The sequence below is a fragment of the Desulfovibrio sp. 6_1_46AFAA genome (assembly GCF_000224635.1).
Taxonomy (GTDB): Bacteria; Desulfobacterota; Desulfovibrionia; order Desulfovibrionales; family Desulfovibrionaceae; genus Desulfovibrio; species Desulfovibrio fairfieldensis.
This window is the reverse complement of record NZ_JH114303.1, coordinates 26322-51494: the sequence shown is the minus strand read 5'-3', so window position 1 is coordinate 51494 and position 25173 is coordinate 26322. Positions and strand designations below refer to the sequence as shown.

At 64.1% G+C, this 25173-nt stretch carries 18 protein-coding genes; 10 read left to right on the top strand and 8 right to left on the bottom strand.

The genetic code is table 11. The features are described from left to right. The first annotated feature begins 257 nt into the window (after window positions 1–257). The 4 genes from rpsL (at window position 258) to argJ (ending at window position 4777) form a co-directional block, all read left to right on the top strand. Window positions 258–629 (top strand): 30S ribosomal protein S12, encoded by a 372-nt coding sequence (gene rpsL, locus HMPREF1022_RS09990; RefSeq protein WP_008683436.1) that lies wholly within the window; start codon window positions 258–260, stop codon window positions 627–629. 137 nt (window positions 630–766) lie between these two features. Next, window positions 767–1237 carry a 30S ribosomal protein S7 gene (gene rpsG / locus HMPREF1022_RS09985; protein ID WP_008683437.1) on the top strand — a complete coding sequence of 157 codons (471 nt, stop codon included), beginning with the start codon at window positions 767–769 and terminating at the stop codon, window positions 1235–1237. 96 nt (window positions 1238–1333) lie between these two features. Further along, entirely contained in the window at window positions 1334–3412 is a 2079-nt protein-coding gene (fusA, locus tag HMPREF1022_RS09980; RefSeq protein WP_008683438.1) for an elongation factor G, read from the top strand. A 180-nt stretch (window positions 3413–3592) separates the two neighbouring features. Next, window positions 3593–4777, top strand: coding sequence for a bifunctional glutamate N-acetyltransferase/amino-acid acetyltransferase ArgJ (gene argJ, locus HMPREF1022_RS09975; RefSeq protein WP_198005378.1), 1185 nt, complete (start codon window positions 3593–3595; stop codon window positions 4775–4777). Window positions 4778–4974: 197 nt separating this feature from the next. Here argJ and HMPREF1022_RS09970 read toward each other — a convergent pair whose 3' ends face one another. From HMPREF1022_RS09970 to HMPREF1022_RS09940, 7 genes are all read right to left on the bottom strand, one after another. After that, the gene (locus tag HMPREF1022_RS09970; RefSeq protein ID WP_008683440.1) at window positions 4975–5364 is read right to left on the bottom strand and encodes a DVU_2496 family lipoprotein; all 390 of its coding nucleotides are present in this window, start codon (window positions 5362–5364) and stop codon (window positions 4975–4977) included. 75 nt (window positions 5365–5439) lie between these two features. Next, on the bottom strand, window positions 5440–6300 hold the full coding sequence (locus HMPREF1022_RS09965) for a zinc metalloprotease HtpX (RefSeq protein WP_008683441.1): 861 nt from the start codon (window positions 6298–6300) through the stop codon (window positions 5440–5442). A gap of 155 nt (window positions 6301–6455) precedes the next feature. Further along, window positions 6456–8375 carry an asparagine synthase (glutamine-hydrolyzing) gene (gene asnB, locus HMPREF1022_RS09960; RefSeq protein WP_009303005.1) on the bottom strand — a complete coding sequence of 640 codons (1920 nt, stop codon included), beginning with the start codon at window positions 8373–8375 and terminating at the stop codon, window positions 6456–6458. After that, on the bottom strand, window positions 8363–9721 hold the full coding sequence (locus HMPREF1022_RS09955; protein WP_009303004.1) for a glycosyltransferase family 4 protein: 1359 nt from the start codon (window positions 9719–9721) through the stop codon (window positions 8363–8365). The genes asnB and HMPREF1022_RS09955 overlap by 13 nt, the downstream gene beginning before the upstream one ends. Then, complete coding sequence (locus tag HMPREF1022_RS09950) at window positions 9718–10827, bottom strand: polysaccharide deacetylase family protein (RefSeq protein WP_009303003.1); 1110 nt, start codon at window positions 10825–10827, stop codon at window positions 9718–9720. The genes HMPREF1022_RS09955 and HMPREF1022_RS09950 overlap by 4 nt, the downstream gene beginning before the upstream one ends. 3 nt (window positions 10828–10830) lie before the next feature. After that, window positions 10831–12162 (bottom strand): glycosyltransferase family 4 protein, encoded by a 1332-nt coding sequence (locus tag HMPREF1022_RS09945; RefSeq protein WP_009303002.1) that lies wholly within the window; start codon window positions 12160–12162, stop codon window positions 10831–10833. Between the two features lie 104 nt (window positions 12163–12266). Next, window positions 12267–13589 (bottom strand): aminotransferase class I/II-fold pyridoxal phosphate-dependent enzyme, encoded by a 1323-nt coding sequence (locus tag HMPREF1022_RS09940; protein WP_008683446.1) that lies wholly within the window; start codon window positions 13587–13589, stop codon window positions 12267–12269. A 335-nt stretch (window positions 13590–13924) separates the two neighbouring features. Here HMPREF1022_RS09940 and HMPREF1022_RS09935 point away from each other — a divergent pair, with 335 nt between their 5' ends. From HMPREF1022_RS09935 to HMPREF1022_RS09910, 6 genes are all read left to right on the top strand, one after another. Beyond that, complete coding sequence (locus tag HMPREF1022_RS09935; RefSeq protein ID WP_009303001.1) at window positions 13925–17869, top strand: acyltransferase domain-containing protein; 3945 nt, start codon at window positions 13925–13927, stop codon at window positions 17867–17869. A gap of 50 nt (window positions 17870–17919) precedes the next feature. After that, window positions 17920–19386 (top strand): TolC family protein, encoded by a 1467-nt coding sequence (locus tag HMPREF1022_RS09930; protein WP_009303000.1) that lies wholly within the window; start codon window positions 17920–17922, stop codon window positions 19384–19386. Next, a complete protein-coding gene (locus HMPREF1022_RS09925) occupies window positions 19386–20384 on the top strand; it encodes an HlyD family secretion protein (RefSeq protein ID WP_009302999.1) in 999 nt (332 codons plus the stop codon). The genes HMPREF1022_RS09930 and HMPREF1022_RS09925 overlap by 1 nt, the downstream gene beginning before the upstream one ends. Before the next feature lie 9 nt (window positions 20385–20393). Beyond that, window positions 20394–21818: an oligosaccharide flippase family protein gene (locus tag HMPREF1022_RS09920; protein WP_008683452.1), complete on the top strand. Its 1425-nt coding sequence runs from the start codon at window positions 20394–20396 to the stop codon at window positions 21816–21818. A gap of 314 nt (window positions 21819–22132) precedes the next feature. Continuing rightward, a complete protein-coding gene (locus tag HMPREF1022_RS09915) occupies window positions 22133–23122 on the top strand; it encodes a 4Fe-4S dicluster domain-containing protein (RefSeq protein WP_009302998.1) in 990 nt (329 codons plus the stop codon). Then, window positions 23119–23619 (top strand): hypothetical protein, encoded by a 501-nt coding sequence (locus HMPREF1022_RS09910; RefSeq protein WP_008683454.1) that lies wholly within the window; start codon window positions 23119–23121, stop codon window positions 23617–23619. Before HMPREF1022_RS09915 ends, HMPREF1022_RS09910 begins: the two co-directional genes overlap by 4 nt. Window positions 23620–24101: 482 nt before the next feature. On the opposite strand, the gene rlmN is transcribed toward HMPREF1022_RS09910, so the two are convergent. Further along, on the bottom strand, window positions 24102–25163 hold the full coding sequence (gene rlmN / locus HMPREF1022_RS09905) for a 23S rRNA (adenine(2503)-C(2))-methyltransferase RlmN (protein WP_009302997.1): 1062 nt from the start codon (window positions 25161–25163) through the stop codon (window positions 24102–24104). Window positions 25164–25173: the final 10 nt, after the last annotated feature.

Sequence of the window (25173 nt, the reverse complement as noted above, 5' to 3'; positions counted from 1 at the left end):
AAATCTTAGTTTTTAGGATTCTCCCGGCATCAGCCATCCGCCTACGCTTCGCTCCGGCGGAGCAAAGGTGGCTTTACCCAACTCCGTAGCGTGTATTAACTATTTTAAATAATTAAATTAGAAATACACTGGCCGCGTTTTTTTAGATGCGTCTGCCCTGCGCGAAAGCGCCTCACCCCTTGACAGCCCCGCCTTGCCTGGGTTATGTCCAACCCCTTGGAGTTTTCCCCGTTTAACTGTTCCTTATGGAGGAATGCATGCCCACGATCAATCAGCTCATCCGCATTGAGCGGAAAGCCGTGGTGAAACGCAAGAAGACCCCGGCGTTGCAGGCCTGCCCGCAGCGTCGCGGCGTATGCACCCGCGTTTACACCACCACCCCGAAAAAGCCTAACTCGGCCCTGCGTAAGGTCGCCCGCGTGCGCCTGACCAACGGCATCGAAGTGACGGCCTACATCCCCGGCGAAGGCCACAACCTGCAGGAGCACTCCGTGGTAATCATCCGCGGCGGCCGTGTGAAAGACCTTCCCGGCGTCCGTTACCACATCGTGCGCGGCACCCTGGATACCTCCGGCGTGGCCGACCGCCGCAAGAGCCGTTCCAAGTACGGCGCCAAGCGTCCCAAGTAGGTTCCCGGCATTTCAAACCCCTTTGCCAATCCGCCCGGCGTGCGCCATGCGCCGCGCCACGGCCGCCCGCTTTGCTCTGGGCGCCGGCGCGTCGCGGGGTTGGTGACGCCGCAATACAAGCATGAAGGAGAAACCCCATGCCCCGTAAAGGTCCCGTTCCCAAGAGGGAAGTGCTGCCCGATCCGCTGTACTCCAGCCGTCTGGTCACCAAATTCGTGAACCGGCTGATGTACGACGGTAAAAAAGGTGCGGCTGAAAAGATTTTTTACAGCTCCCTGGAAACCCTGGCTGAAAAGACCGGCGAAGACCCCATGCGCGCCTTTGAAAAGGCCCTGGACAACGTCAAGCCGCATATGGAAGTCAAGGCCCGCCGCGTGGGCGGCGCCACCTACCAGGTGCCCATGGAAGTGCGTCCCGAGCGTCAGGTCTCCCTGTCCATCCGCTGGCTGATCAACTATTCCCGCTCGCGCGGCGAAAAAGGGATGACCGCCAAACTTTCCGCCGAACTGCTGGATGCCTACAACGGCCGCGGCGGTGCGGTGAAGAAGCGCGAAGACACCCACCGCATGGCCGACGCCAACAAGGCCTTCTCCCACTACCGCTGGTAAGGCCGTTCCGATTTGAATCGCATGCCGCCGACGCCGCGTCCGTAAGGAAGCGGCGTCGGTTTGGTACCACACCTTCCGCAGTATGGAGGAAATACCGTGTCCCGCACTGTTCCCGTAGACAAACAGCGCAATATCGGCATCATGGCCCATATTGACGCCGGCAAGACCACCACCACCGAGCGTATCCTTTTTTACACCGGCGTTTCCCACAAAATCGGCGAAACCCACGACGGCGAATCCACCATGGATTGGATGGAGCAGGAGCAGGAGCGCGGCATCACCATTACCTCCGCCGCCACCACCTGCTTCTGGAAAGACTGCCGCATCAACATCATCGACACCCCCGGCCACGTGGACTTCACCATTGAGGTGGAGCGCTCCCTGCGCGTGCTGGACGGCGCTGTCTGCGTGTTTGACGCCGTGGCCGGCGTGGAGCCGCAGTCCGAAACGGTCTGGCGCCAGGCTGACCGCTATCACGTGCCGCGCATCTGTTTTGTGAACAAGATGGACCGCATCGGCGCCAACTTTTTCCGTTGCGTGGGCATGATCCACGATCGTCTGGGCGCCAAGGCCGTGCCTTTGCAGCTGCCCATCGGCGCGGAAGACAAGTTTGAAGGCGTGGTGGACCTGGTGCGGGGCAAGGCCATCCGCTTCGACAAGACCACCAAGGGCGCCGAATTCGTGGAAGAGGACGTGCCCGCCGACATGCGGGACCTGTACGACGAAAAGCACCATGAGTTGCTGGAAGCTGTGGCTGAGGAAGACGAAGCCCTGCTTGAGAAGTACCTGGGCGGGGAAACCCTCACGGAAGAGGAAATCATCTCCTGCATCCGCAAGGCCACCATCGCCCGGAACATCGTGCCGGTGCTCTGCGGTTCGGCCTTCCGCAACATGGGCGTGCAGCCCCTGCTGGACGCCACGGTGGACTATCTGCCCTCGCCCGTGGACATCCCGCCCATGATCGGTCACGTGCCCGGCAAGGAAGACGAGATCATCGAATGCCCCTGCGACGACAAGCGGCCTCTGGCCGGTCTGGTCTTCAAGCTCTTTTCCGATCCCTTCATCGGCCATCTGTCCTTCTTCCGCATCTATTCCGGCTTCCTGGAATCAGGAACCAGTGTGTATAACGCCAACACCGGCAAGAAGGAGCGCATCGGCCGCATCCTCAAAATGCACGCCAACAAGCGCGAGGACATCAAATGGGCCGGAGCGGGCGACATCGTGGCTCTGGTGGGCCTGAAGAACGCCTCCACCGGCGATACGCTCTGCGACGAAAAGCACGAAGTGATCCTGGAGTCCCTGAACATCCCCGAGCCGGTCATTGAAGTGGCCATCGAGCCCAAGACCAAGGCCGACCGCGATGCCCTTTCCGCCGCGCTGAACAAGCTGGCCAAGGAAGACCCCTCCTTCCGGGTCAAGGGCGACGAGGAGACCAACCAGACCCTTATTGCGGGCATGGGCGAACTCCATCTGGAAATCATCGTGGACCGCCTGACCCGCGAGTTCAGCGTCAACGCCAATGTGGGCAAGCCTCAGGTGGCCTACCGCGAAACCATCTCCAAGCCCGCCAAGTCGGACATGAAGCATGCCAAGCAGTCCGGCGGCCGTGGCCAGTACGGCCACTGCGTCATTGAGGTGGAGCCGAATCCGGGCAAGGGCTACGAGTTCGTCAACTCCATCACCGGCGGCGTGATTCCCAAGGAATACATCCCGGCCATCGACAAGGGCATTCAGGACGCCATGAAGTCCGGCGTGCTGGCGGGCTTCCCCTGCGTGGACTTCAAGGTCAACCTGGTGTTCGGTTCCTACCACGAAGTGGACTCCTCGGAGCAGGCCTTCTATGTGGCCGGTTCCATGGCCATCAAGGACGCCATGCACAAGGCCGGTCCCGTGCTGCTCGAGCCTATCATGGATGTGGAAGTGGTTACGCCCGAGGAATACCTGGGCGATGTCATGGGCGACCTCAACGGCCGCCGCGGCCGCGTGCAGAGCATGGAAGCCCGCGCCGGAGGCGCGCAGAGCGTGCGCGCCCAGGTGCCCCTGGCCTCTATGTTCGGGTATGCCACGGATCTGCGTTCGCGTACCCAGGGCCGCGCCACCTTTACCATGCAGTTCGACCATTACGAACGTGTGCCGGCGGCATTGGCCGAAGAGATCCAGAAAGCCAAGAGTTAGCGGCATTCGGCCCTTTTCGCCGCTGACCGCATCAGACCGCGCGGCGCGCCTCGGTCACGTAGTATGCTACGCTCCGTCGGCGCGCCGCTTGTCTTTTTTGTCAGCGACGAAAAAATCTCGAATGCCGTTCTGTGGACGGCGAAGCAAAGCGCCATCTCATTTGCATGAGGATAGACAATGATTGACGATCTTCCCAAAGGCTTCAAGGCCGGAGCCGCGGCGGCCAATTTCAAAAAGGCGGGCCGCGACGACCTGGGCCTGATAATTTCCGACCGGCCCTGCGTGCTGGCCGGCATGTTCACTCAGAATCTGTTCAAGGCCGCGCCGGTCCTGGTCTGCCGGGAAATCCTGGATACCTTCGGCACGGCCCGCGCGGTGCTGGCCAATTCCGGCCAGGCCAACGCCTGCACCGGCGAGGAGGGCCTGGACAACTGCCGGGCCACCCAGGAGATGGCGGCCGAGGCCACGGGCCTTGAGGCGCAGGAGATTCTGCCCATTTCCACCGGTGTGGTGGGAGCCCACCTCAAGATGGACCTCTGGCGCAAGGCTGTGCCCGCCCTGGCTCAAAGCCTGGGCAGCCGCGACGCCGAGGGCTTCACCCGCGCCTTCATGACCACGGACGCCTTTCCCAAATTCGCCATGCGCGAGGTGACGCTTTCCGGCGGCACGGTGCGCCTGACAGTCATGGCCAAAGGCGCGGGCATGATCTGCCCCAATATGGCCACCATGCTCTGTGTGGCCCTTACGGATGCCGCCGTGGAGCGTGAGCCCTGGCAGGCCATGTTCGGCCGGGCCGTGGACAAGACCTTCAACCGGGTCAGTGTGGACGGCGACACCTCCACCAACGACACCATCCTGGGCCTGGCCAACGGCGCGTCCGGTGTGGCCGCCCGCGATGAAGCGGATCTGGCGTTGCTGGAAGAGGCCCTCACCGCCATTCTGGGCACGGTTTCGCACATGCTGGTCATGGACGGCGAAGGCGCAAGCAAGGTCATCCATATCAGCGTGCGCGGCGCCCGCAATGACGCGGACGCCGAGTTGGTGGCCCGCAGCGTGGGGCATTCGCAGCTGGTCAAGACGGCCATCTACGGCGGCGACGCCAACTGGGGCCGCATCGTCACAGCTGTGGGCTACAGCGGCGCGAGCTTCGATCCCGCCAAGGTGGGCCTGCACCTCTGCGGCGTGGAACGCTTCCGCCTGGGCCGTCCGGTGAACGACGATCAGGAGGAAAAGCTGGCCGAATTGCTCAAGGCCAAGGATATTGCTGTGGACATCAATCTGGGTGACGGCCCCGGCAGCTATACGTTCCAGGCTTCGGACCTGGGCCATGAATATGTGACGCTGAATTCCGATTACCGTTCTTAGAGCGTTTTGATATTGAAAATATCTCAACGCGCGGTGCGGATTTTCCGTGAAAATCCGCACCGCGAAAGTAGCGCAAGGCGAATTTATTTCACCGTTAAGCGATAATTTCAAGCGCAAATGAAACGCTTTGCGTTTCAAAATGTAGAACGCCCGCTCCTTTCAGCAAGGAGCGGGCGTTCTACATACGGCGTCCGGCCTCAGATGTCTTCGGTCACCCAATCCACGATGGGAGCCATACGTTTGAGCGTGTACTGGTTGGGACCGGACTTCTGGGCAAGGTCGTCGAACTGGCCTTCCACCCGGTAGATGCGCCAATCGCCCTCGGGCAGGCGGCCCGCCGCGATTTCAGCGTTGAGCGCCGCGCGGGCGTCCGCGGGCGCACAGAAGAGGGAAAAGTCCTGCGCCATGGGGTCGAGCACCACGTCCGCGCCGCCTGCAATGTCGATAATATAATTGCCCGGCGCATAAACATAGACAAAGGGGCAGGGCGCGGGCTGGGGAGCGGGCGGCTCCTCCGACGCATTTTTGGCGCCGCAGGCGGCGAGCAGCAGGACCAGCATAATTCCCAGCGGGAGGCGTAGTTTCATAACCTCGACCTTTGTTGTGAAGTGGATGGTGGGCGGTGCGGATTTTCCACAAAAATCCTTATTTAGAAACAGCTCCTAACGCCGGGCGGCGGCCATGGCCTGCAAACGCCGGATGCGCTCCTCCAGCGGCGGATGCGTGCTGAACAGGTTGGCCATGCTGCCGTCAATGCTGAACATGGGCGCCACAATGAACATTTGCTCCGTGCTGGGATTGCCCTCCTGCATGGGAATCCTTCCGCTGGCCGCGCCCAGCTTTGCCAGGGCTCCGGCCAGGGCCAGCGGCTGGCCGCACAGTTCCGCGCCCGTGTCGTCGGCCAGGTATTCGCGCGAACGCGAAATGGCCATCTGGATCAGCCCGGCCGCGATGGGCGCGAGCAGGGCCAACACCAGCGCGCCGATGGGATTGCCGCCGCCTTCGCCGTCACGGTTGCCGCCGAAAATGGCGGTGAACTGAAAGATGTTGGCCAGGGTCACAATGGCCGAGCCCAGCACGCCCGCAACGGTCTGGATGAGGATGTCGCGGTTGACGATATGGCCCACTTCATGGGCTACCACGCCGCGCAGCTCCTCGGGCGAAAGCAGGCGCATGATGCCCTCGGTCACGGCCACCACCGCATGCTGCGGATCACGGCCCGTGGCAAAGGCATTGGGGGCCTCTTCCGGCACCACGCAGACGCGCGGCTTGGGAATGCCGGCATTGCGGGCCAGCTCTTCCACAATCCGGTGCAGATAGGGGGCTTCCTCAGGGGCCAGTTCCCGGGCATGGTACATGGAAAGCACGATTTTGTCCGAGTACCAGTAGCTGCCCACATTCATCACGAGGGCCAGGCCGAAGGCGATGATCACGCCGGTGCGGCCGCCCATCAGGCCGCCCAGCACGATAATGATGCCGGACAGCAAGGCCAGCAGAAGAACTGTTTTTATCTGGCTGGTCATAACATTCTCCTTATCTTCAAAATGCGCTGGGGCGCGTCTTCTCTATCGTAACGACTATAAAATATAAGCATGGCATGTGCGCTGGCAAGGTTCGGGCCAAGCGAGATTTTTTGTCGACGGCGTTGCGAAGCCCAACGCCGTCAGGGGCAAAAGGCTCAATTGTTTTTTCTGGCCTGCCACCAGAGTTGGAAGACCAGCAGCGTCCACAACGGCTTGCGCAGATCCGCCCGGCCTGAAATATGCTCGTCCATGAGCGCGCGCACGGCACGGGGATTGAAAATGCCCTGCCCGCGCAGGCGTGCTTCGCTGAGCAGATCTTCCATGAGCGGGCGCATCCGCCCGCGCAGCCAGGCCGCCACCGGAATCTGGAAGCCGCGCTTGTTGCGGTGCAGAATCTCCGGCGGCAGCAGGTCGGCAAAGGCCTTTTTGAGCAGATACTTGCGCTTGAAGCCGTGCAGCTTGTGGCGCACGGGCAGCCGGGCCGCGAATTCGGCCACGTCCCGGTCAAGGAAGGGCGCGCGCACTTCCAGGGAATGGAGCATGGAGCAGCGGTCCACCTTGACCAGGATGTCGTCCAGCATGAACTGGCGGACATAGACGTGAAAGGCGCGTGCCAGGGGAGCCGCCGCGCTTTCCGGCAGCCAGTGCTCGTATTGCTCGCGCGTGGGAGCGAAAAGCCGGTCGGACCGCAGAAAGTCGCCGTGCGCTTCCAGCCAGGGTGTGTCCAGGATTTCGCGCTGCATCTCCGGGGTGAAGGCCGTGAGCATGGTCTGCACCCGCTGCCAGGCCGGGGCGTGCGCCCCGCGCAGAAACGTAGCCACGGCCAGGCGCGGATTGATATACCCGGCCGAGGCGGGCAGATGCCGGGCCAGGGGTTCGATGATCACGCGCCGGACAAAGGCGGGCAGGGCGTTGTACCACTCCGCCACCTTGAAGCCGATATAGTGCTCATACCCGGCCCAGAGTTCGTCGGCGCCGTCTCCGCCCAAGGCCACGGTGACATGCTCGCGGGTGACGCCCGAGAGCAGCCAGGTGGGCGCTACCGAGGCGTCGGCCATGGGCACATCCATGCGGCTGACGATGCCGGGCAGCTCGTCCGCGCATTCCTCGGCCGAGAGTATTCGCTCGTGATGGTCCGTGCCGAAGGCTCGCGCCGCGATGCGGGCATAGCGCGATTCGTCGTAGCTGGCTTCGGTGAAGCCGATGGAAAAAGTCTTGATGGGCGTGGCGGACTGCCGGGCCATGAGCCCGGCCACAATGGAGGAGTCAATGCCGCCCGAGAGAAAGACGCCCAGCGGCACGTCGCTGACCATGCGGCGGCGCACGGCGCGGGAGAGCAGATGGTTCAGCTCCCGGCAGAGTTCGCCTTCATCCCTGGGGTCGGCTTCGTCGGGCACGGGCATGTCCCAATAGCGTTCCAGGCGGACGTCGCTTTGTCCCGAGAGCAGCAGATGGGCGGGCGGCAGGCTGCGGACTTCGCCGTAAACGGTCTGGGGCGTGGGCACGTATTCGTAGGCCAGGTAACGCATGACGGCCTGCGGGTCCAGCGTGAGGGTCAGCTCCGGCACGCGGGCCAGGGCCGTGAGCTCCGAGGCGAAGTACAGGCAGCCGTGCTGGACGGTATAGAAAAAAGGCTTCTTGCCGAAGCGGTCGCGCGCGCAGAACAGGCGTCGGCGCTCCGCGTCCCAGAGGGCGAAGGCGAACATGCCGTCGAAGCGCGTCAGGCAGTCCGCGCCCCAGCGGCGGTAGCCTTCCAGAATGACTTCCGTGTCCGAATTGGTTTGGAAACGCGCGCCGCCCGCCGCCAGCTCGTCCCTGAGTTCGGCGAAGTTGTAGATCTCGCCGTTGAACGTCACGCTCAGGCGGCCGTCGGCGCTGTGCATGGGCTGGGCACCGCCCGTCAGGTCAATGATGGAAAGCCGCCGATGCCCCAGGCAGACCGGGCCGGCCTGCCAGAGGCCTTCGCCGTCCGGCCCCCTGTGGGTTAGGCAGTCGGTCATGGCCTTGACACGGATTCCGGCTTCCGGGGAGAGCGTTTCCCCGTCCAGACGACAGATGCCAGCTATGCCGCACATGTTTTTTTCCAGTGGGCGTACCAGCTGATGAACAGCTCGGCCAGCCGCAGGTTGTTGGTATGGGGATCGAACATGTCCCGGGCCAGCAGCGCGCCGTTGCGCCCCATGCGCCGGGCTTCCTCCGGATGCCCGACCAGCCGGAGCACTGCTTCGGCCAGGGCCTGCGGGTCGCCGGGCGGTATGGCCAGGCCGGTCTCGTGGTCGCGCACCACCTCCGGCAGCGCGTTGACCGTGGTGCTGATTACCGGCAGGGCGTAGGCCAGTGCTTCAATAACCGTATTGGGAATGCCGTCGCGTCGGCCCGAGGCATGCACCACGCAGGGGGCCACGAAGATGTCATGCTCGTCTAGAATGCGCGGCAGTTCGTTGTGGGAAATCAGGCCCGGCATGTCGACCTGTTTTTCCAGGCCCAGATCCTTGCGCATTTTGACCAGCTGCGCGCCCAAATGCCCGAGTCCCATGACTTTGCCGCCGCCTCCGGCCAGGGTCAGGCTGAAATTCAGGCCGCGTTCCCGGAGGATGCCGCAGGCAGTCAGCAGCACGTCAAAGCCCTTGGTCACGTCGAAACGACCCAAAGCAAGCAGGCGCACGGGGCCCTGTTCCAGGCGCGGCGTTTTCCGCGTGCAGCCCCCGGAACGGGAGGCCGTGGAGTCCACGGCGGGCGGCGGCAGAGTCAGGCTGTTGTAGACCAGGGCTACCTTGCCTCTGGCCTGGCTGCGGTCAAAGGCTTCGATGCGGGCTTGGTCCGCCGCGTTGTTGGCGCGCACAAAAAGGGCCGCGCTCAACTTGTCCGCCAGGTCCGGGTCCGCTGGTTCCAGATTGTCGCCGCGCGCTGACGTGGAAAAGGGCACGCCCGCGATGTCGGCGGCCACCCAAGCCGCCGTGGCCGCGCCGCGCGGCCACGGCGCATGGATCATGTCAATGCCGTCCTCACGGAACCGACGGCCCAGATACAGGCCCGCGCCGAAAGCCCAGAGATTTTCGCCAAAGGTTTCAAGGCTGCGCCAACGCCGGAACATACTGCGCCGGAAGAGGCGGCACAGGCGCAGGGGATGGGTCAGCAACTGACGCAGCAGTTCCAGGGCGAAAAGAGGCGCGGCTTTGATCCCGAAGGTGCGCACACTGTCCGCCGCCGCCCGCATTTCCGTGGAGCAGTGGCGCAGATTGCGCGCATACAGGCTGTAGACGGTCAGAGGCAGATGTTCCTTGAGTCCTTCCACTTCGCGGAAAATGAAGGGCTGGGTAAAAAGCGGATACCACAAGAGCACATAAGCCACATGGGGCAGGCCGGCGGGTAGGGGGTTTCCTTCCCCGGGAGGGGATGGATTGATCTGTTCTGTCGTCATGCGGGTTCTCCTCGGTCGCTTCCCCAAGTTGTTCCCCCTTGTCCGGATTCTTTCTCCTGTTCCGCCCCTGTTGTCCAGTCGCACGCGACGTCCGAACGCGGGCAGGCCGCCGAGCTCCCCAGCTCCCGGCGCAGGCCGTCCATGGTCAGGCAGCGCACCTCCCAATGCGCGTGCAGCCAGTCCAGATAGGCTTCGATTTTGGTCATCAGCCGTTCCACCGAGGCTGCGTCGGGCAGATGCGGCGCGCCGCCGGGCAGCATTTCCGAGGAATGCCAGGTCAGCGACAGCACGCGTCCCCCCCGGGCTGCGAACAGACTGGTCACGGCCCGCATGGCCCAGAGCGGGTGCTCAACGGGCAGCAGGGCCAGAGCCCCCCAGTGCCGCAGGCTTGCCCGCACGGCCCGGCCCCATGAATCCGGCCCGTCGGGGAGGGCTCTCAGCATTTTGGGCAGGGGGCGAAGCAGCGGCGTGACCGTCAGGGGCACTTCAAAAATGTGTTTGCCCTCCACCGGCACCCAGTAGGGATCGCTGGGGGCATTGAAGTGGTCCGGCCCGGCCGCGACGCCATCCGCGCCTGTTTTGGCGCAGTGCAGAGGGCGCACCGAAGCGTCGCACAAAACTCCCGCCCGCGCCAGCAAAGGCCAATGCGCGCGGTGCAGATCCCAGCGCCCCATGCGGAAAGAGGTCAGGGGCGCGCCCTGAAAATCCTCGCCCACCCGGAACAGAGTGCCCAGCTTGGCCGCCATCAGGGCAGCGGGAACCGATGCCGCAGGCACGCTGTTTGTCACGTCCGCCATATCCGACTGCCCGCCCGCATGGCTGTCCAGGTCCAAGGGCGGCGTGTTCCAGTGGTGCAGATGCGCCCCGATTTCCGCGCCGGACATGTCCCGCAGCCGGGCCAGGATCGCGCGCGAGGCCGGGTCGGTCAGCACGCTGTGCGCGCAGAAAAGCGTGGGCCGCACGCCCCGTTCCAGCAGGGGCGCCAGGCGGGAGAGCTGCGCGGTATTGGTCACGCGCGGCGCACGGCGGGCATAGCGGCCGCCGAACAGCCCCTCCTCTTCCACATCCAGGCTGACCACCAGGTACAACGTCTCGCGTCGGCGCATGGCTCAGCCCTGTTCCGTCCGCCGGGAGCGATCGGCCGAAAGATAAAGGCCGCGCAGGGCCGTGATGTTCGTATCCCTGTCGAACATCTGTTCCACCAGCGCGCGGCCCGCTTCAGCCATGCCCAGGGCCCGCTCCCGGTCTTCCAGCATGCGCCGCACGGCCAGGGCCAGGGCGCGCGGGTCGCGCTGGGGCACCAGCAGGCCGGTTTCCCCGTCGCGGATCACTTCGGAGATGCCGCAGACGTCCGTGGCCACCACGGGCATGCGGTGGGAAAGAGCTTCCATGATCACGTTGGGAATGCCGTCACGGTCGCCGTTGCTGTGCACCACGCTGGGCACCACCAGCATGTCGTGGTTTTGCATGAATTCGCGCAGCCGGTCATGGGGCAGGAAACCCGGCATGTCCACGCAGTCGGTCAGGCGCAGTCGTCGCCGCAGGGCCATGAGCTTGCGCCGCCAGCCGCCGTCGCCCACCAGGGTGAGCCGCACGGGCACCTGCTCGCGCCGCAGTCGGGCCATAGCTGTCAGCAGTTCGGGAAAACCCTTGGTGCGCGCGAAGCGGCCCACGGCCAGCAGGCGGTAGGGCGGCCGCATGGGCAGGGCGCATTCCGTCCGCTCGGTAAAGGTCAGGCTGTTGTAGACCAGGCGCACCTTGTCCTGCTGCCGCGGCGGGCAGAAACTTTGCAGCCAGCCTACATTGGCCTGATTGTTGGTACGGATGAACAATGCGTCGCGCGCTTTCTCACGCAACAGGCCGTCCTGGGGATAGATGTCTCCGGCTCTGCCGGTGAAGGCAAAAGGAATGCCCGTCAGGCGCGAGGCCACCCAGGCCGCGGTGGCCGGGCCGTTGGCCCAGGAGGAATGGATCAGGCTGATGCCGTCGGCCCGGCACTGTTCGGCCAGCAGAAAACCGGCCATAAAGCACCAGAGATTTTCGCCCATGGACTCCAGATTGCGCATGCGGCGGAAGCAGCCTTCGCGCAGCAGTCGCCAGACCTTGCCCGGTTCCCGCCGCAGGGCGCGGAAAAACGCCGCCCAGATCCGGAAAAAGGCCGTCGCCCCCATGCGGCGCACCGGACCTGGGAAGTCCCGCATTTCCTGGGAGCAGCCTTTCAGGGCCTTGCCGTACATGGTGTAGACGTGGATGGGCAGGCCCAGGGCCATGAGCTGGACGATTTCCCTGAAAATAAAGGTTTCCGAGGAGAGAGGAAACCAGAGCAGCACATAGGCCAGAGAGAAGGGCGTGACGGCGTCGCCTCGCCGGGCCGAAGGTGTGGCGTCTGAGGAAGATGGGTCTGGGGACGCGGCTGTGGGGGCCGCCTCGGAGCGGGACATGGCATTCTCCGCAAGAAGTGCAAAAAAGGCCGGACCGGTTTTGCGCCGGTCCGGCCGAGGCTGCTGTCAACGCCGAATCGGACGGCACGGACGGGGCAAGAATGCTAATCGTCCTGTGCTTCGTCCTGATGCTCACGCCGGTATTTTTCCACAATGGCCTGGGCGTTGGGCAATTCTTCCACCACGGCATCCAGGGTTTTGCGGACATGTTCCTCGGTGTGGGCCGCGGAAATAAAGAAGCGCAACCGGGCCGTGCCTTCTTTGACCGCCGGGAAGGAGACGGGCATGACGTAGATGCCCCGCTTGAAGAGCTGCTGGGACAGGAAGCCGGAAACCATGGAGTCCCCGACAATGACGGGCACGACGGCATAGCCTTGGGCCGCGCCGGTGTCCAGGCCCTTGCTCTGGGCGTATTCGAGAAAATACCGGCTGATGTGCTGGAGCTTATGCACCCGCTCGGGCTCACGCAGCATGATTTCCAGCGCCTTGCGGCAGGCCGCGGCAATGACCGGGGGCATGCCCACGCTGAATACGAAACCCGGCGAACCGTATTTGAGAAATTTTATCAGGTCGCTGCGGCCCGCGATGAAACCGCCGCACCCGCACATGGCCTTGGACAAGGTGCTCATCCACATGTCCACGTCCGTGGGGTCTATGCCGTAATATTCGCGCGCGCCGCGCCCGGTCTTGCCCAGCACGCCCAAAGAGTGGGCTTCGTCCACCAGGAGCATGCAGTCGTATTTCTTTTTGAGCTCAATGATCCGGGGCAGGTCCGGGATGTTGCCGTCCATGCTGAACAGCCCCTCGGTAACGATGACCGCGTATTTGTGCTCGCCGCGGTGGGCTTTAAGCATCTCCTCCAGCGCGTCGCAGTCGTTGTGGGCGTATGAGTAGCGCGTGGCGCCGGAAAGGCGCGCTCCCTGAACCAGGGAATTGTGGGCCAGGCCGTCGTGAAAGATGGCGTCGCGCGGTCCGAACATGAAGCCCAGGGTGGAGACGTTGGCCGCGTGCCCGCTGACGTAGACGATGCAGTCCTCCACCTCATACAGATCGGCCAGGGCGCGCTCCAGATCATGGTGGGGCGGGCGCTCGCCGCCCACCAGGCGGCTGGCTCCGGCCGAGGTGCCGAAAATGCCGGCCGTTTTGGTCACGGCCTCGGTGATTTCGGGATGGGCGTTGATGTCCAGATAATCATAGGTGGAAAAATTGATGAATTCCTTGCCGTTGATCAGCGTGGTGGCCTTGGCCGCCCGATCGTGGCAAACAAAGAGAGGATTATCCATCCCCATTTGGCTGGCCATTTCCACAAGCCGCTCGAAAGAGAGTTTGGAACGCATGCGGTTGAAGCCGGAAGCGCAGCTCTTTGGCGCAACGGCGCGCTGTTCCGCCGCTGTGGAGCCTGCCTGACAGGAATGGTTGTTCTTCATGCCTTATCCTCGCGAATTGTCCGGAATTTGCCGGATATGGGACCGGCGTGATGGAGTGCCGCTGATTCGGCACATCTTTGTAACGATTCAGTATAGCTGAAGCCGAAACGCAAGGCAAGCCCGTAATGCGCTGAAAGCGGCAGTAAATATCGGCCCGCCCGGCGGGTTTCGGAGAGGGCCGGCGTTCATGACGCGGGCGGACCGGGGCCCCCGGCCGTGTCGGAATGCGGCACAGGCTGGACAACAGCCTGGATATGCCCTAGCATTTTTCGCCCGCTCCGCAAGACCACGCCGGATGTTCCGCGCGCTTTTGCGGCGGCGCTTCAAAGGCCGCCATGCACAACGACGATGCCATAACCGCCTCCCTTGCCGCGCCTTCCGCGTCGCTCGCGCTGGAAACCTTCCGGCGCGTCCTTCTGCCTGTCGGCGGTCCGGAGACGGATGCCGCGCTTGTCCTGGCCGCGCCTTGCCTGAGCCTGCTGCGCCTGGGCGCGGCGCGCGGCGCGCCCACCGCCCTCTGGGTCGGCATTGCTCCTTCCCGGTCTTTTTCCACGGACGCTGTTGTTTTTTCCCGCGCCCTGCAAGAGGCTCTCGCCGGGGATGCGGCGGGTTCGGCTCTTATCGGCGCGCCGCGCCTGCTGACAACGGATTTCAGCCCGGAACTGCTGGAAGAGGCGGACCGTTTTCTGGCGGAAAACACGCATGCCCGGCTGGCTCTTGTGTTCTGCCGCCCGCAAGGGAACGAAGCGGGTGTCGGCGGCGGCTGGATCTGTGAGCCGTTGCTCCTGCGCCGGTTGCCGCCCGAGGATGAGGCGTCAGCCTCGGCATCCGGACCATCCGTGAGTTCCCCGGACCGCGCCCCGGCCCTGGCCGGAGTCGTCGGCGCATTCGGCGGCAATGCCGCGCGGGAGACCAGGGAGCCGGATGAGCTGGTGTTGGACGGCGTGCGCTATGTGGATCTGCGCCAGAACGGTCTGGACTGGCGGCTGGCCGGAATCAATCCGCTCTGGCGGCAGGAGCTTCTGAGCCTGGGCGCAAGCCCGGACGCCGGGGCCGTCAGCGCCCTGGAGACGCGCGGCCTGTGGCTCGCCCCGGCCATGCCGGCGCCGCCGCTGGCGGTCATGTGCTGCGGCCTGGGCGCGGTTTGGCCGGGCATGGGGCGCGAACTGTACGACAATTTTCCGGCGGCCAGGGCGGCCATGGAGCGCATCGCGGCGGTGGCCGACTGGGATGTGCTCGGGCTCATGGACGAGACGGATGTGGAAAAGATCAGCCTTACCCGCTGGCAGATCCCTTACCTTTTTCTGCTGGAATACGCCCAGTGGAGCCAGTTCGTCTCGCTGGGGCTCGCTCCGGCCCTGATGTGCGGCCACAGCCTGGGCGAACTTATCGCGCTCTGCTTCGCGGGCATTTATGAGCCGGAGGTTGCCTGGTACATCCTGGACACCCGCGCCGTGCACATGGCCGAGCTGGAGGCAAAGGCCACGCGCGAAACCGGCATGATGGCCGTGCACGCCGACGCTGAAGTCATTGAGGAAGCACGCAAAACCTGGCCCGCGCTCTATGTTTCCAACTACAATACCCCCCGGCAGTTCATTCTGAGCGGGCCGCGCGAGGTCCTGCTGGAAGCCCGCAAGCATATGCGCAAGCGGCGCATCCCGGCCATCATGCTCAATGTCAGCCTGGCGTTTCATCATCCAAGCATGCGCGTGCTGCGCGATCTTTCCCAGCGGCGGCTGAACGCTCTTGAAATGCACGCGCCGCGCCTGCCTATGCTCAGCGACATCACCACCGGCTTTTACCCCCGGGAGCAGCCGGACATCTGCCGCTACATCACGGATCTGGACGAAAATTCCGTGCGCTGGGTGGAAGGCGTGCGCGCCATGTGGGAGCGGGACGGCATCCGCCATTTTCTGGAACTGGGGCCGCAGGATACTCTCTGCGGTCTGGTGGGGGATATCGAGCCGCGCGCCCTGTGTTTTTCCGCCGGGCGAAAGGGCAGGGAAACCGAGGGCCTGCGCCAGGCCTGCGCCCGGTTGTATGCTTTGGGCCATCTGCCGCGCGCGGCCATCCGCGCCGGAGTCGCGGCCCTGGGCGGGCGAAGCGTAGCGGCGCGGGAAGGTCCCGCGCCGGGCAAAGTTCCGGCGGCTTCGGGCACGGCCGCCCCGGCGCGCGCCGCGTCCGGCGTCACTTCCGGCCAGATGGGCATTGTGCTGGAAGTGCTGGCGAAGGCCAGCGGCAGGTCTGTGGAGGAACTGCGGCCCGAAATGGACCTGCGCTACGATCTGGCCCTGCGTTCGAGCCGTTTTCCCCTGATCCTCCAGGAGGCCGAACAGCGCCTGGGCCTGAGCGTCAATTTTGAGGATCTCTTGCAGGTGGCGACCATCGGAGATCTGGCCCGCGCGCTGACCGGGGCAAAGGCCGACGCGGAACGGAAGAGCGGGGAGCCCGCGTCCGGTCCGGAACACGAGCACGCGCCGGAATATGCCCGGAACCGCGCTCTTGCGCCCCTCTGCCGTTTTGCGCCCCGCCCGCCGTACGCGGACGGCGGTAATGCCTCATCGCCCGTAAAGCCGTGTCCTTCCCCTCTGCCCCTGGACCCCTGCGGCCAGGGACTGCCGTTGCGGCGCGGCGATGTGGTGGCACTTTGTGTTTTTGACCGGGACCTGCTGCCGCAGTTGTTGAGCGGCCTTGCGCCGCTGGGCTGCACGCTGGCGCCGCCCCTGGACCTGCTGGACGTCTGCGCGCCCCTGGCCAAGGCGGGCGCGCGTCTGACACCGCTGGACTTTACCTGTGCCGCAAGGCCGGACGCCGAAAGCCTGCGCACGGCCTTCCGCCGACTTGCCGCCGAGGAAGGGCGGGTGGACGGCGTATTTTTCGTGCCCGCGTCCGAGGCCAACGCCGCCGCTCCGGCCCTGCTGGAGGATTGCCTGCGCCCGGCGCTGGCGCACGGGCTGCGCTACGCCTGCTGTTTCAATCGCGTGCCCCTGACGCCCGCCGCCGTGGAGCGGGCCTTTGCCGCCGGGCCCTTGTCCGCGCGCCTGTCCGGCCGCCTGAGCGCCCTGGCCCGCGAGGGGGGCTTTGCCTGCCGCGCCGTTGAGCTTCTGGATGACGGCCGGCGGGCCGGGCTCAATGAACTGGGCGACATGCTGGCCCGCGAGCTGTTGCGCGGGGACTGTGAAAGGGTGATCTGGGGCCGGGAAAATGCCCTGCGCCCGGATTGCGCGCCGCGCGCTCTGCCCCTGCTGGAAAGGCCGGAGTTTTTCCCGCTGGTTTTTCCCGATCCGCGGCCGCCGCTCCGGCCCACGTCCACCCTGTTCCAGGGGGCCTGCCAGTTTTCCCGTTTCGCGGATCCGGCGCTTTCCGCCCACGGCGGGCGGGGCTCCAATGCCGTACAGGCGTCCGCGCCCTGGCTGCCGGCCAGCCGCGCCCTTCAGGCCCTGCTGGAAGGTTCCCGCCTGTTCCTGCCCTGGTTGGCGGTCACCGGCCTGTCCGACGTGCGCTTTCATGAGCCGCCCCCGCTGCCGACCGGCATTACCCGCGAATGCCGTCTCACTGTGGAGGCCCGGCCCTGGTTGATGCATGACCGGGTCATGACCCGTATGTGCCGCGCGGACCTCGTTGTCCGCCAACTGACGGACAACGGCCGCCATACGGAGCAGTACGCGCCGGTGGCTGAAGGCATGGTGCTGCTGGCCGCCGCCCCCGCCGAAGTACCCCCGCTCTGGCCCGCCGCCGGTGCTGACGGCGTCGATGGAAAGCCGGTGGACGGCGAGGGGCGGGAGGAATTGGCCGTATTTTACGATGCGCTGGGGCTGGACGCTCCCTGGCGTTTGCTGTCCGGCTTTGCGGTTCTGCCCGAAAATATGTACCGGGCCGCTTTGCCCACACCGGAAGAGCCCATTGCTCCCGAAGGGAATTGGGGCTATACTGATTGCCTGTATATGGTGGAGGGGATCGTGCAGGCCGCGTCGCTGGCCCTGGCCCGGCAAGGGGACGGCCCGGTGCGCGCGGATGGTGTCGGCATGGCCGCCGAATTGTGCCGCTGGCGGCTCAATGCGGCTGGTTTCATCCGTTTCGGCGGCGAGCGCGGGGCAAAGGGGCCTTGGCGTCTGCAATTGCGGCGTTCCTGGGCTGACGGCAGATTGCAGCGCTTTGACGCTCAGATTTCCGATGCGCGGGAGCGCGTATTGCTGACCCTCCATCACCTGGAATTTGACCGGCTGGAAACGGCGTCTCTTGAACAGGAGCCGCCGTCCGCCGTCGTTGCGCAACCTTGACATGGCGCGGCGCCGTTTTCCGGCGCAAGCCCGCAAAGGGTCAATCACCGATGCCGCATTTCGCATTACTCACGCCGTCAGCGCGCGTCTTCCTGCCGCTGCTCATGGCCCTGACCCTGTTTTTCCCGGCCTGCGCTTCCAACAAGGCCGGACTCAAGTCGCCGGAACTGCCGGCCAGGCACTGGCTGGAGGAAGCGCCGGGCGTACCCGTGGAAAACAAGACCAAGCTGGAAGCCGCCGTGCCCAACCTGTACGACGCGGGCAAAACTTTCGGCTTTGAGGACTGCGTCTTCCTGACCATCCAGCAGTCGCCCCTGTTGGTCAACAGCGCCGTGAACCTGGAAATCAAACGCGTGGCCCTCACCGACGCGGTCTGGAAGTATCTGCCCGAGCCGCGCATGACGTTGCAGGTCTCCAACAACCTGACCCGGCTGAACATGGACAGCAAGGATACGCCCGGCGATTACGGGCGGACCAAGTTGCGGGTGGGTTTTTACGCCGCGTTTCCCAATCCCGTGGCCACCTATTTCGAGCATCAGGTGCAGAAGATCATGGTCAATCTGGCCATTTCCACGCACCGCAAGGCCATCGGCGAAGCCGTTTACAAAATCGCCCAAGCTTATCTGAAACTTCAGGCCCAGCGCAAGATTGTGGCCGCCCAGAAGGAACTCCTGCCTGTGGGCAAGGAGCTGATCTCCTACTGGCAGCAGGTGGAGTCCGTGGAAGGACGCCAGGGCGTGTCGCTCAACCTGGCGACCCAGCACCAGCGTGAACTGGAGCTGACCGTCGAAAAGACCACGATGGAAGAGATCATGCAGCGCACCCAGCTCAAGATCCTGGCCGGGGTGGAGCCGCAGCAGCGCCTGAACGTGGATACCGAAAGCGCCGACGGGATTCTGGCCGGTTTTGACGGGCACGGGCTGAAGTGGGAAGAGCGCTGGCCCGCCACCGAGGACGATCTGCTGCTGCGCGCCCAGGTCAAGCTGGGCGACTACAATATCATGGTGGCCTGGGCCCAGTATATCCCGGACATGTCCATTCAGATCAACAACAGTCCCCCGGCCGGACAGTACCAGCCGGTCAGCGGCCAGGAAGATACCTTCCTGCACCTGACTTTTGATTTCCCGCTGCTGGACTGGGGCCGCCGCTATCGCGGCGTGCAGACCGCCCGCATGCAGAAGGCCCAGGCCTTCCACGAAATGGCCCGCAAACGCACGGATTATTCCAATACCTGGCTGCAGGCCGAGCAGCGCGTGGCCCTGGCCGAAACCCAGCTTAAGTTGGCCAAGACCCGTTTCGGCACGGCCGAGCTGCAGTACAAGGAAGCCCGCATTTCCTTCAACGAAGGCACGGAACAGCTGCCCGTGGTGGCCGAGCGCCAGGAGGCCATGACCAACGCCCGCATCGCTTATATCGAGGCGGAGCTGGAATATAAGCTGGCTAATCTGGAATGGATGTACGTCGCTAATCTGCTGCAAGAGCGTTTCCTGGGCCTGCCCGCCAAGGAGTTCATGTGATGCCGTCCCCTATTTCCCCTTCGTGTTTTCTTCAGCGCGCGTATTGCCCGGGCCGCCCGACCCGTGTGTCCCGGATTTTCCGTGCCGCACTGGCCGCGTTGGCCGCGCTGCTCTGGGCTGCCCTCTGGCCGGTCGCCTCCGGCCCGGCCCTGGCCGCCGAATCCGCTGCGTCCACTACCATCCTTACCGGCAAGGTGGTCACCACCGTAACCCGCGCCGTGCCCATCCCCTTTAACGCGGTAGTGGACGAAGTGCTGGTCAAGTCCGGCGACGCCGTGGAAAAAGGCTCGCCGCTCCTGCGCTACCATCTGCAGGAAGAAGCTGAACGGATTTTGCAGCGCGAAGTGACCATCGGCGCGGCTACTGAGAATCTCAAGGGCCAGGTGCTGGACTTTGAGCGGCAGCTGGCCGAGACCACGGCCCAGCGCAACAAGGCCCGCCAGCTGGTAGCCTCCGGCCTGGGTTCCCGCCAGGCTCTGACCCGGCTGGAGGACGATGTGGACTCCCTCAAGCGCCGCATCGAGCTGTTGCGCACCACCATCCAGAAGACCGAAAGCAACTTCGCTTCCCGCCTCAGGGAGCTGGAAGGTTATTACGGCGTGCCCATCAAGGAGGGCGAACAACTGCCCGTCACTCTGGTGCTGACCTCGCCCATCAAGGGCTATGTGCTTTCCCTGGACTCCACGCTCAATCCCGGCACGGTGCTGGCCGCCGGTACCATGCCCATTCGCGTGGGGCAGCTCAATCCCGTGTTGATCCAGGTGCCGGTCTATGAGGCCGAAGTGAGCGGCATCAAGGAAGGCGACACCGCCGAAGTGGAAATCCCGTCCCTGGGCAACCGGAAATTCACGGGCACGGTCAATGAGATTTCCTGGGTCTCCAACGATATGAGCGTGGGCAGCCCTTCCTATTACACGGTGGAGCTGACCGTGCCCAACCCTGACCTTGAATTGAAGCCCGGCTTCAAGGCCGTGGTGCGCTTCAGCGGCGGCAGGTAAGCCGCCTCCATGAAGCTGAAAAGCATTCCCCGACGGCTCGGCTATATTCTGGGCGCGCAGTGGACGCGCGATCTTTCCTGGACCATTTTCACCATTCTGCTGGCGCGCCGCAGTCCGGACATCATGGGCCAGATCGTTCTGGCCCTGACCTACGGCTATCTGGTCAAAACCGTGGCCGACGTGGGGCTCAACGATTTTCTGCTTTCCACGTTCGCCCGGCGCGAAGGGCGGCCCCGGGCCTTGCTGGGCGAGGTGAGCTGGCTCAAAATGGTCGTGCTGCTGGCCGCTTTGGGCGTCACCTGGCTGATCACCGGCTGGCAGCACTACACGCCGGAATTACGTCTGATCGTGTTCTGCATCGCCGCCGGACTGGGGCTGGACGCGCTCAGTGATTCCTTTTTCGCGCTCTGCCAGGCCCGTGGAAGGCAGGATGTGGAAATGCGCATCCGCGTGCCGTCGGCCCTCATCGGCATCGGCTACGGCATTGCCTGCGTGTTGCTGCACGCGCCGCCCATCCTCATAGCTCTTTACAAGCCCCTGGAATCCCTGCTTTGCATCGCCCTGGCCCTGAGCGCCCTGGGCCGCAACCCCCTGGCCGGGGTGGGCACGAGCGGCATGCTGGATCTGGCACGGCAAATGAAGAGCGGGCTGATCTTTACCTGCATGGCGGCCTGCGCCATGTTTTACAACAAGATCAACGTGATCTTCCTCAAACAATACGGCGGCGACGCGGATGTGGGCGGCTACGGCGTAGCCTGGGAAACCGTGGAAGGCCTTTCCGTGCTGGTCTCCAGCGCACTGCTGGGCAAAGTGATCTTTCCGCTGCTGGCTAAGTCCTGGCAGCAGGATCGCGAGGCTTTCCGGCGTCTGGCCGGGCAGACCGCGCGCACGCTCTGGGCGGCTTCGTTGCCGGTGATTTTTCTGATCTGCGTGGAGAGCGACCGCTTCCTGCCCCTGATTTACGGTCCGAACTACGCCAGCGCGGTGACGGCCCAGCGCCTGCTCACGCCGTGCCTGGCAACGGCTTTCCTGCATAATCTGGCGGCATACGCCATGATCGGCATGCGCCGGCACAAACTCCTGCTGGGTTTTTACCTCAGCGGTCTGGTGCTCAATATTGTCTGCTGCTTTACGATGATCCCGGCCATGCCTCTGGAGGGCGCCGCCCTTTCCCTGACCATTACCAAGGTTTGGGTGGCTATCCTGACCGTCAGTTTCTTCCAGTGGGCGGCCAAGCCCATGACTCTGGGCCAGTGGGCCCTGATGCTGGGTGCCGCTGCCGCCAGCGTTGCGCTGTGGTGGGGCGTGGGGCTGGCTTTGCCGCGAGAGCTGGCCGAACTGGCCGGTCTTGTGCCGCTGCTGGCCCTGTTCTGGTTCTGGCGGCCGCCGCCGCCCTTTGAAAAGGACGAGGCCGCGCCGCTGACGGTTGCCTGAACAGGGCCATTCCTTTCCGCGCTTGTAGGCAGAATTATTCTGTATTTATAGGGTATTACCTTTCAAGGGTAATTGTTCCATGGGCTTGTCATACGGATGAGGAATTTCGAGCCCTGCCCGCGCCGGAGGCGGCCTAAACGCCGGGAGGCGTAAAGCTCCCGTGCCCGCAGGGCAGAATAAAACAACGAGCGGAGAACGGAATGCCCCTGTGCCTGACTCCGTTCAGTTGACGCGGTGAGCCGCTCAGGGATAAATTGCTTTTTATGTTCGAGGTTGCCGCCGAGGGCACCGCCGGGCGTAAGGAATGAGGGATTGTGGGGAAAAATCGTTTTTTTCAGCGCCGCCGTTTTCTTCAGGGCGCAGCGGGCCTGCTGCTGGGCGGAACGTTGCCGTCCGCGCTGGCTCCCGTTGCGGCCAAAGCCGGGAATCTTACCGGTGAGCCTCTGACCACGCTCATTGACGTGGACGCCTGCGACGGTTGCGGAGCCTGCGTGCGGGCCTGCCGGGATCGTAATCTGGAGGGCGTGCCCCTGCCGGTCCGGCAGCCGCCTCAGCCCTATCCAAGCTGGATACGCATTCAGGACTGGTCCGGCAAGCGCGACGTCACTGACCGGCTTACGCCGTACAACTGGCTTTATCTCCAATCCTGCACGGTGCAGACCGAGGCCGGGGCGCGCAAGGTTTTTCTGCCCCGTCGCTGCATGCATTGCACCAATCCGCCCTGCGCCAATCTCTGCTCCACGGGAGCGGCCCGGCAACGCGCCAGCGGCGCGGTATATATCGACCGCGGCAGTTGCATGGGCGACGGACAGTGCGACCGCGCCTGCCCCTGGATGATCCCTCGGCGGCAATCCGGCGTGGGGCCGTATCTCAGCTTTGCGCCGCGTTATGCGGGCAACGGTCAGATGTTCAAATGCGATTACTGCCAGGATCTGCTGGCAGAGGGAAAACCGCCCGTCTGCATCGCGGCCTGTCCGCGCCAGGCCCAGCGCATAGGGCCGCGCAAGGATATGGTGCGCGCGGCCCGGGTCATGGCGGAGGAGCGCAAGGGCGATATTTTCGGCCTCAATGAAAACGGGGGCACCAATACTCTCTATGTCTCCTCGCTGGCCTTTCGCGACATGGAAGCGGAGCTGTTGCGCGAGGATCAGATCGGTTACGGCCGTCCCAGCCTGCGTCCGGCCGGAGCCAGCATGGACAAGGAAAACCGCCTGCTGGGCACGGTGCTGCTGGCCCCGCTGGCCGGAGCGGCCTTGGCCTGGCTGCGCATCTGGCGGGAAAAGCAGAAAAGGCGGCGGCCGTGAAAGAAGATCCTCGTCTGTTCTCGGCCTTTTTCAAGTTGCTCTGGGCGGCCTGCATGCTGGCCGCCATTGTGAGCGGTCTGGCCCATCTGCCCTTTGCTTTCCGCTACGGGCTGATCAACACTTGGCGTGCCTCGCCCACAGTGGCGCATTACTGGTCGGCGGCAGCCCTGCTTCTGCTGGGCACGTACGCGGCGGTGGTCTGGTGCGTAGTGGGACGGCGGGACTACGCGCTGACCCCCTGGGGCGGCCTGCGGGTGGCCCTGCTGCTGGTTCTGGCCGTTACCGGCCTGCTGCTGATCCTGCACAATCTGCCGGGATTCTCCGTATACGGCGCGACCTACGCCGTCATCAAACTCGGTCATTTGTTCTGCGCCCTGGCCCTGCCCCTGCTTCTCTTTGTCCATGGCTGCCTGCGTCTTCTGGGGCGCGGTCGCTGGGTCAGGCTGTTGCCGGCCGCGCGCAGGCGTAAATCGCGCGGGCTCCCGGCGACGGATTAAAACGCGCCGTAGCGTTTCTGTGTCTGCTGAAACGGATAATTACAGCATTTTGCACTTGAAATGTTGCCCATTTGCACATTTCAAACTCTACGCCGCCCCGGTCGCTTCCTTGCTCTTGGGCGCTGGCGTCCGTTTACGCGACGCCAGGGTAATTCATTTATTTCAAAAGTGAATTGCTCTGAGAGGGGCAGGGGGCGGGTAGCGGCCTCATGCCGCGCGGCGTTCAGGCGCACTCCGGAATTGTTTCGGGTGCGCTTTTTTCGCGAGCACAATGTCGTCGTCCTGTCCCCGCGCTGCCATCAACTATGCCTGATAATAATTGACAACAATAAATTCAATTGCCGTGTCGGTTTTATTTTCATAGCTGTGGGTTGATGAAGACTCAAAACACAGCGCGTCTCCCGGTCCGTGACCGCCCGCGTGATGCCGAAAGGCGAAGAAACTGCGGGGCGGGTAATCGCCGACGTTTCCCAGCGGGAGGATCAGACCTCTCCGGTGGACGCCGCCTTGAGCTGCCCGCAGGCGGCCTTGATGTCCTGTCCCTTGCTCTTGCGGACAATGGCCGTGATATGGCGCTTCCAGAGGCATTGCTCAAAGGCCAGCACGCGCGCCTCGTCCGGAGCCGCGTAGGGCGCGCCTTCGGCGGGATTGTAGACGATGAGATTGAGCTTGCCCTTGATGTCGGCCACCAGCCGGGCCAGTTCCTCGGCCTGTCCCGGTCCGTCGTTGATCCCGCCCAGCAACAGATACTCAAAGGTGATCCGTTCCCGCGTCTTCAGCGGATAGGACTTGAGCGCGGCCAGCAGCTGGTCCAAAGGCCAACGCGCGGCCTTGGGCATGATCCGGGCGCGCAGCTCCTGAGTGGGCGCATGCAGGGAGACGGCCAGATAGGCCAGGCCGCTGGCGCCCAGCTCGGCCAGACCCTTCTCAATGCCGCAGGTGGAAACCGTGATCCGGCGCGGCGAGAAATTGAGCCCCTTGTCGTTGTTCAGGCTTTGCAGGGCGCGCATAACTTCGCGCAGGTTGAGCAGAGGCTCGCCCATGCCCATGAACACCAGATTGCGCAGCACGGGCCAGTCGGGCCGGTTGTCGCCCAGGTGCTCGCGGGCCACCAGAATCTGCCCCAGAATTTCTCCCATGGTCATATTCCGTTCAAAGCCCATGTCGCCCGTGGCGCAGAAGGTACAGCCCATGGCGCAGCCCACCTGCGAGGACAGGCATTGGGTCCAGCGCCGCACGCCTTCGCGGGAATCCGAGGGAATCAGCACCGTCTCCACCAGCGCCCCGTCTTCCAGGCGGAGCAGAAACTTGGTGGTGCCGTCGCTGCTTTCCTGCACGCGGGCCACTTCAGGCCAGTCGATACGCGCCGTTTCCGCCAGGCGGGCCCGGCAGGCTTTGGAGACGTTGCTCATGGCATCGAAATCGCGGGCCATTTTCTGCCAGATCCACTGCCAGACCTGCACGGCCCGGAACTTGGGCTCGCCCAGCTCGGTCTGCATCCAGTCCGTGAGTTCGGGAAGGGTATAATTGAGGAGATTTATCATTGGCTTGTCC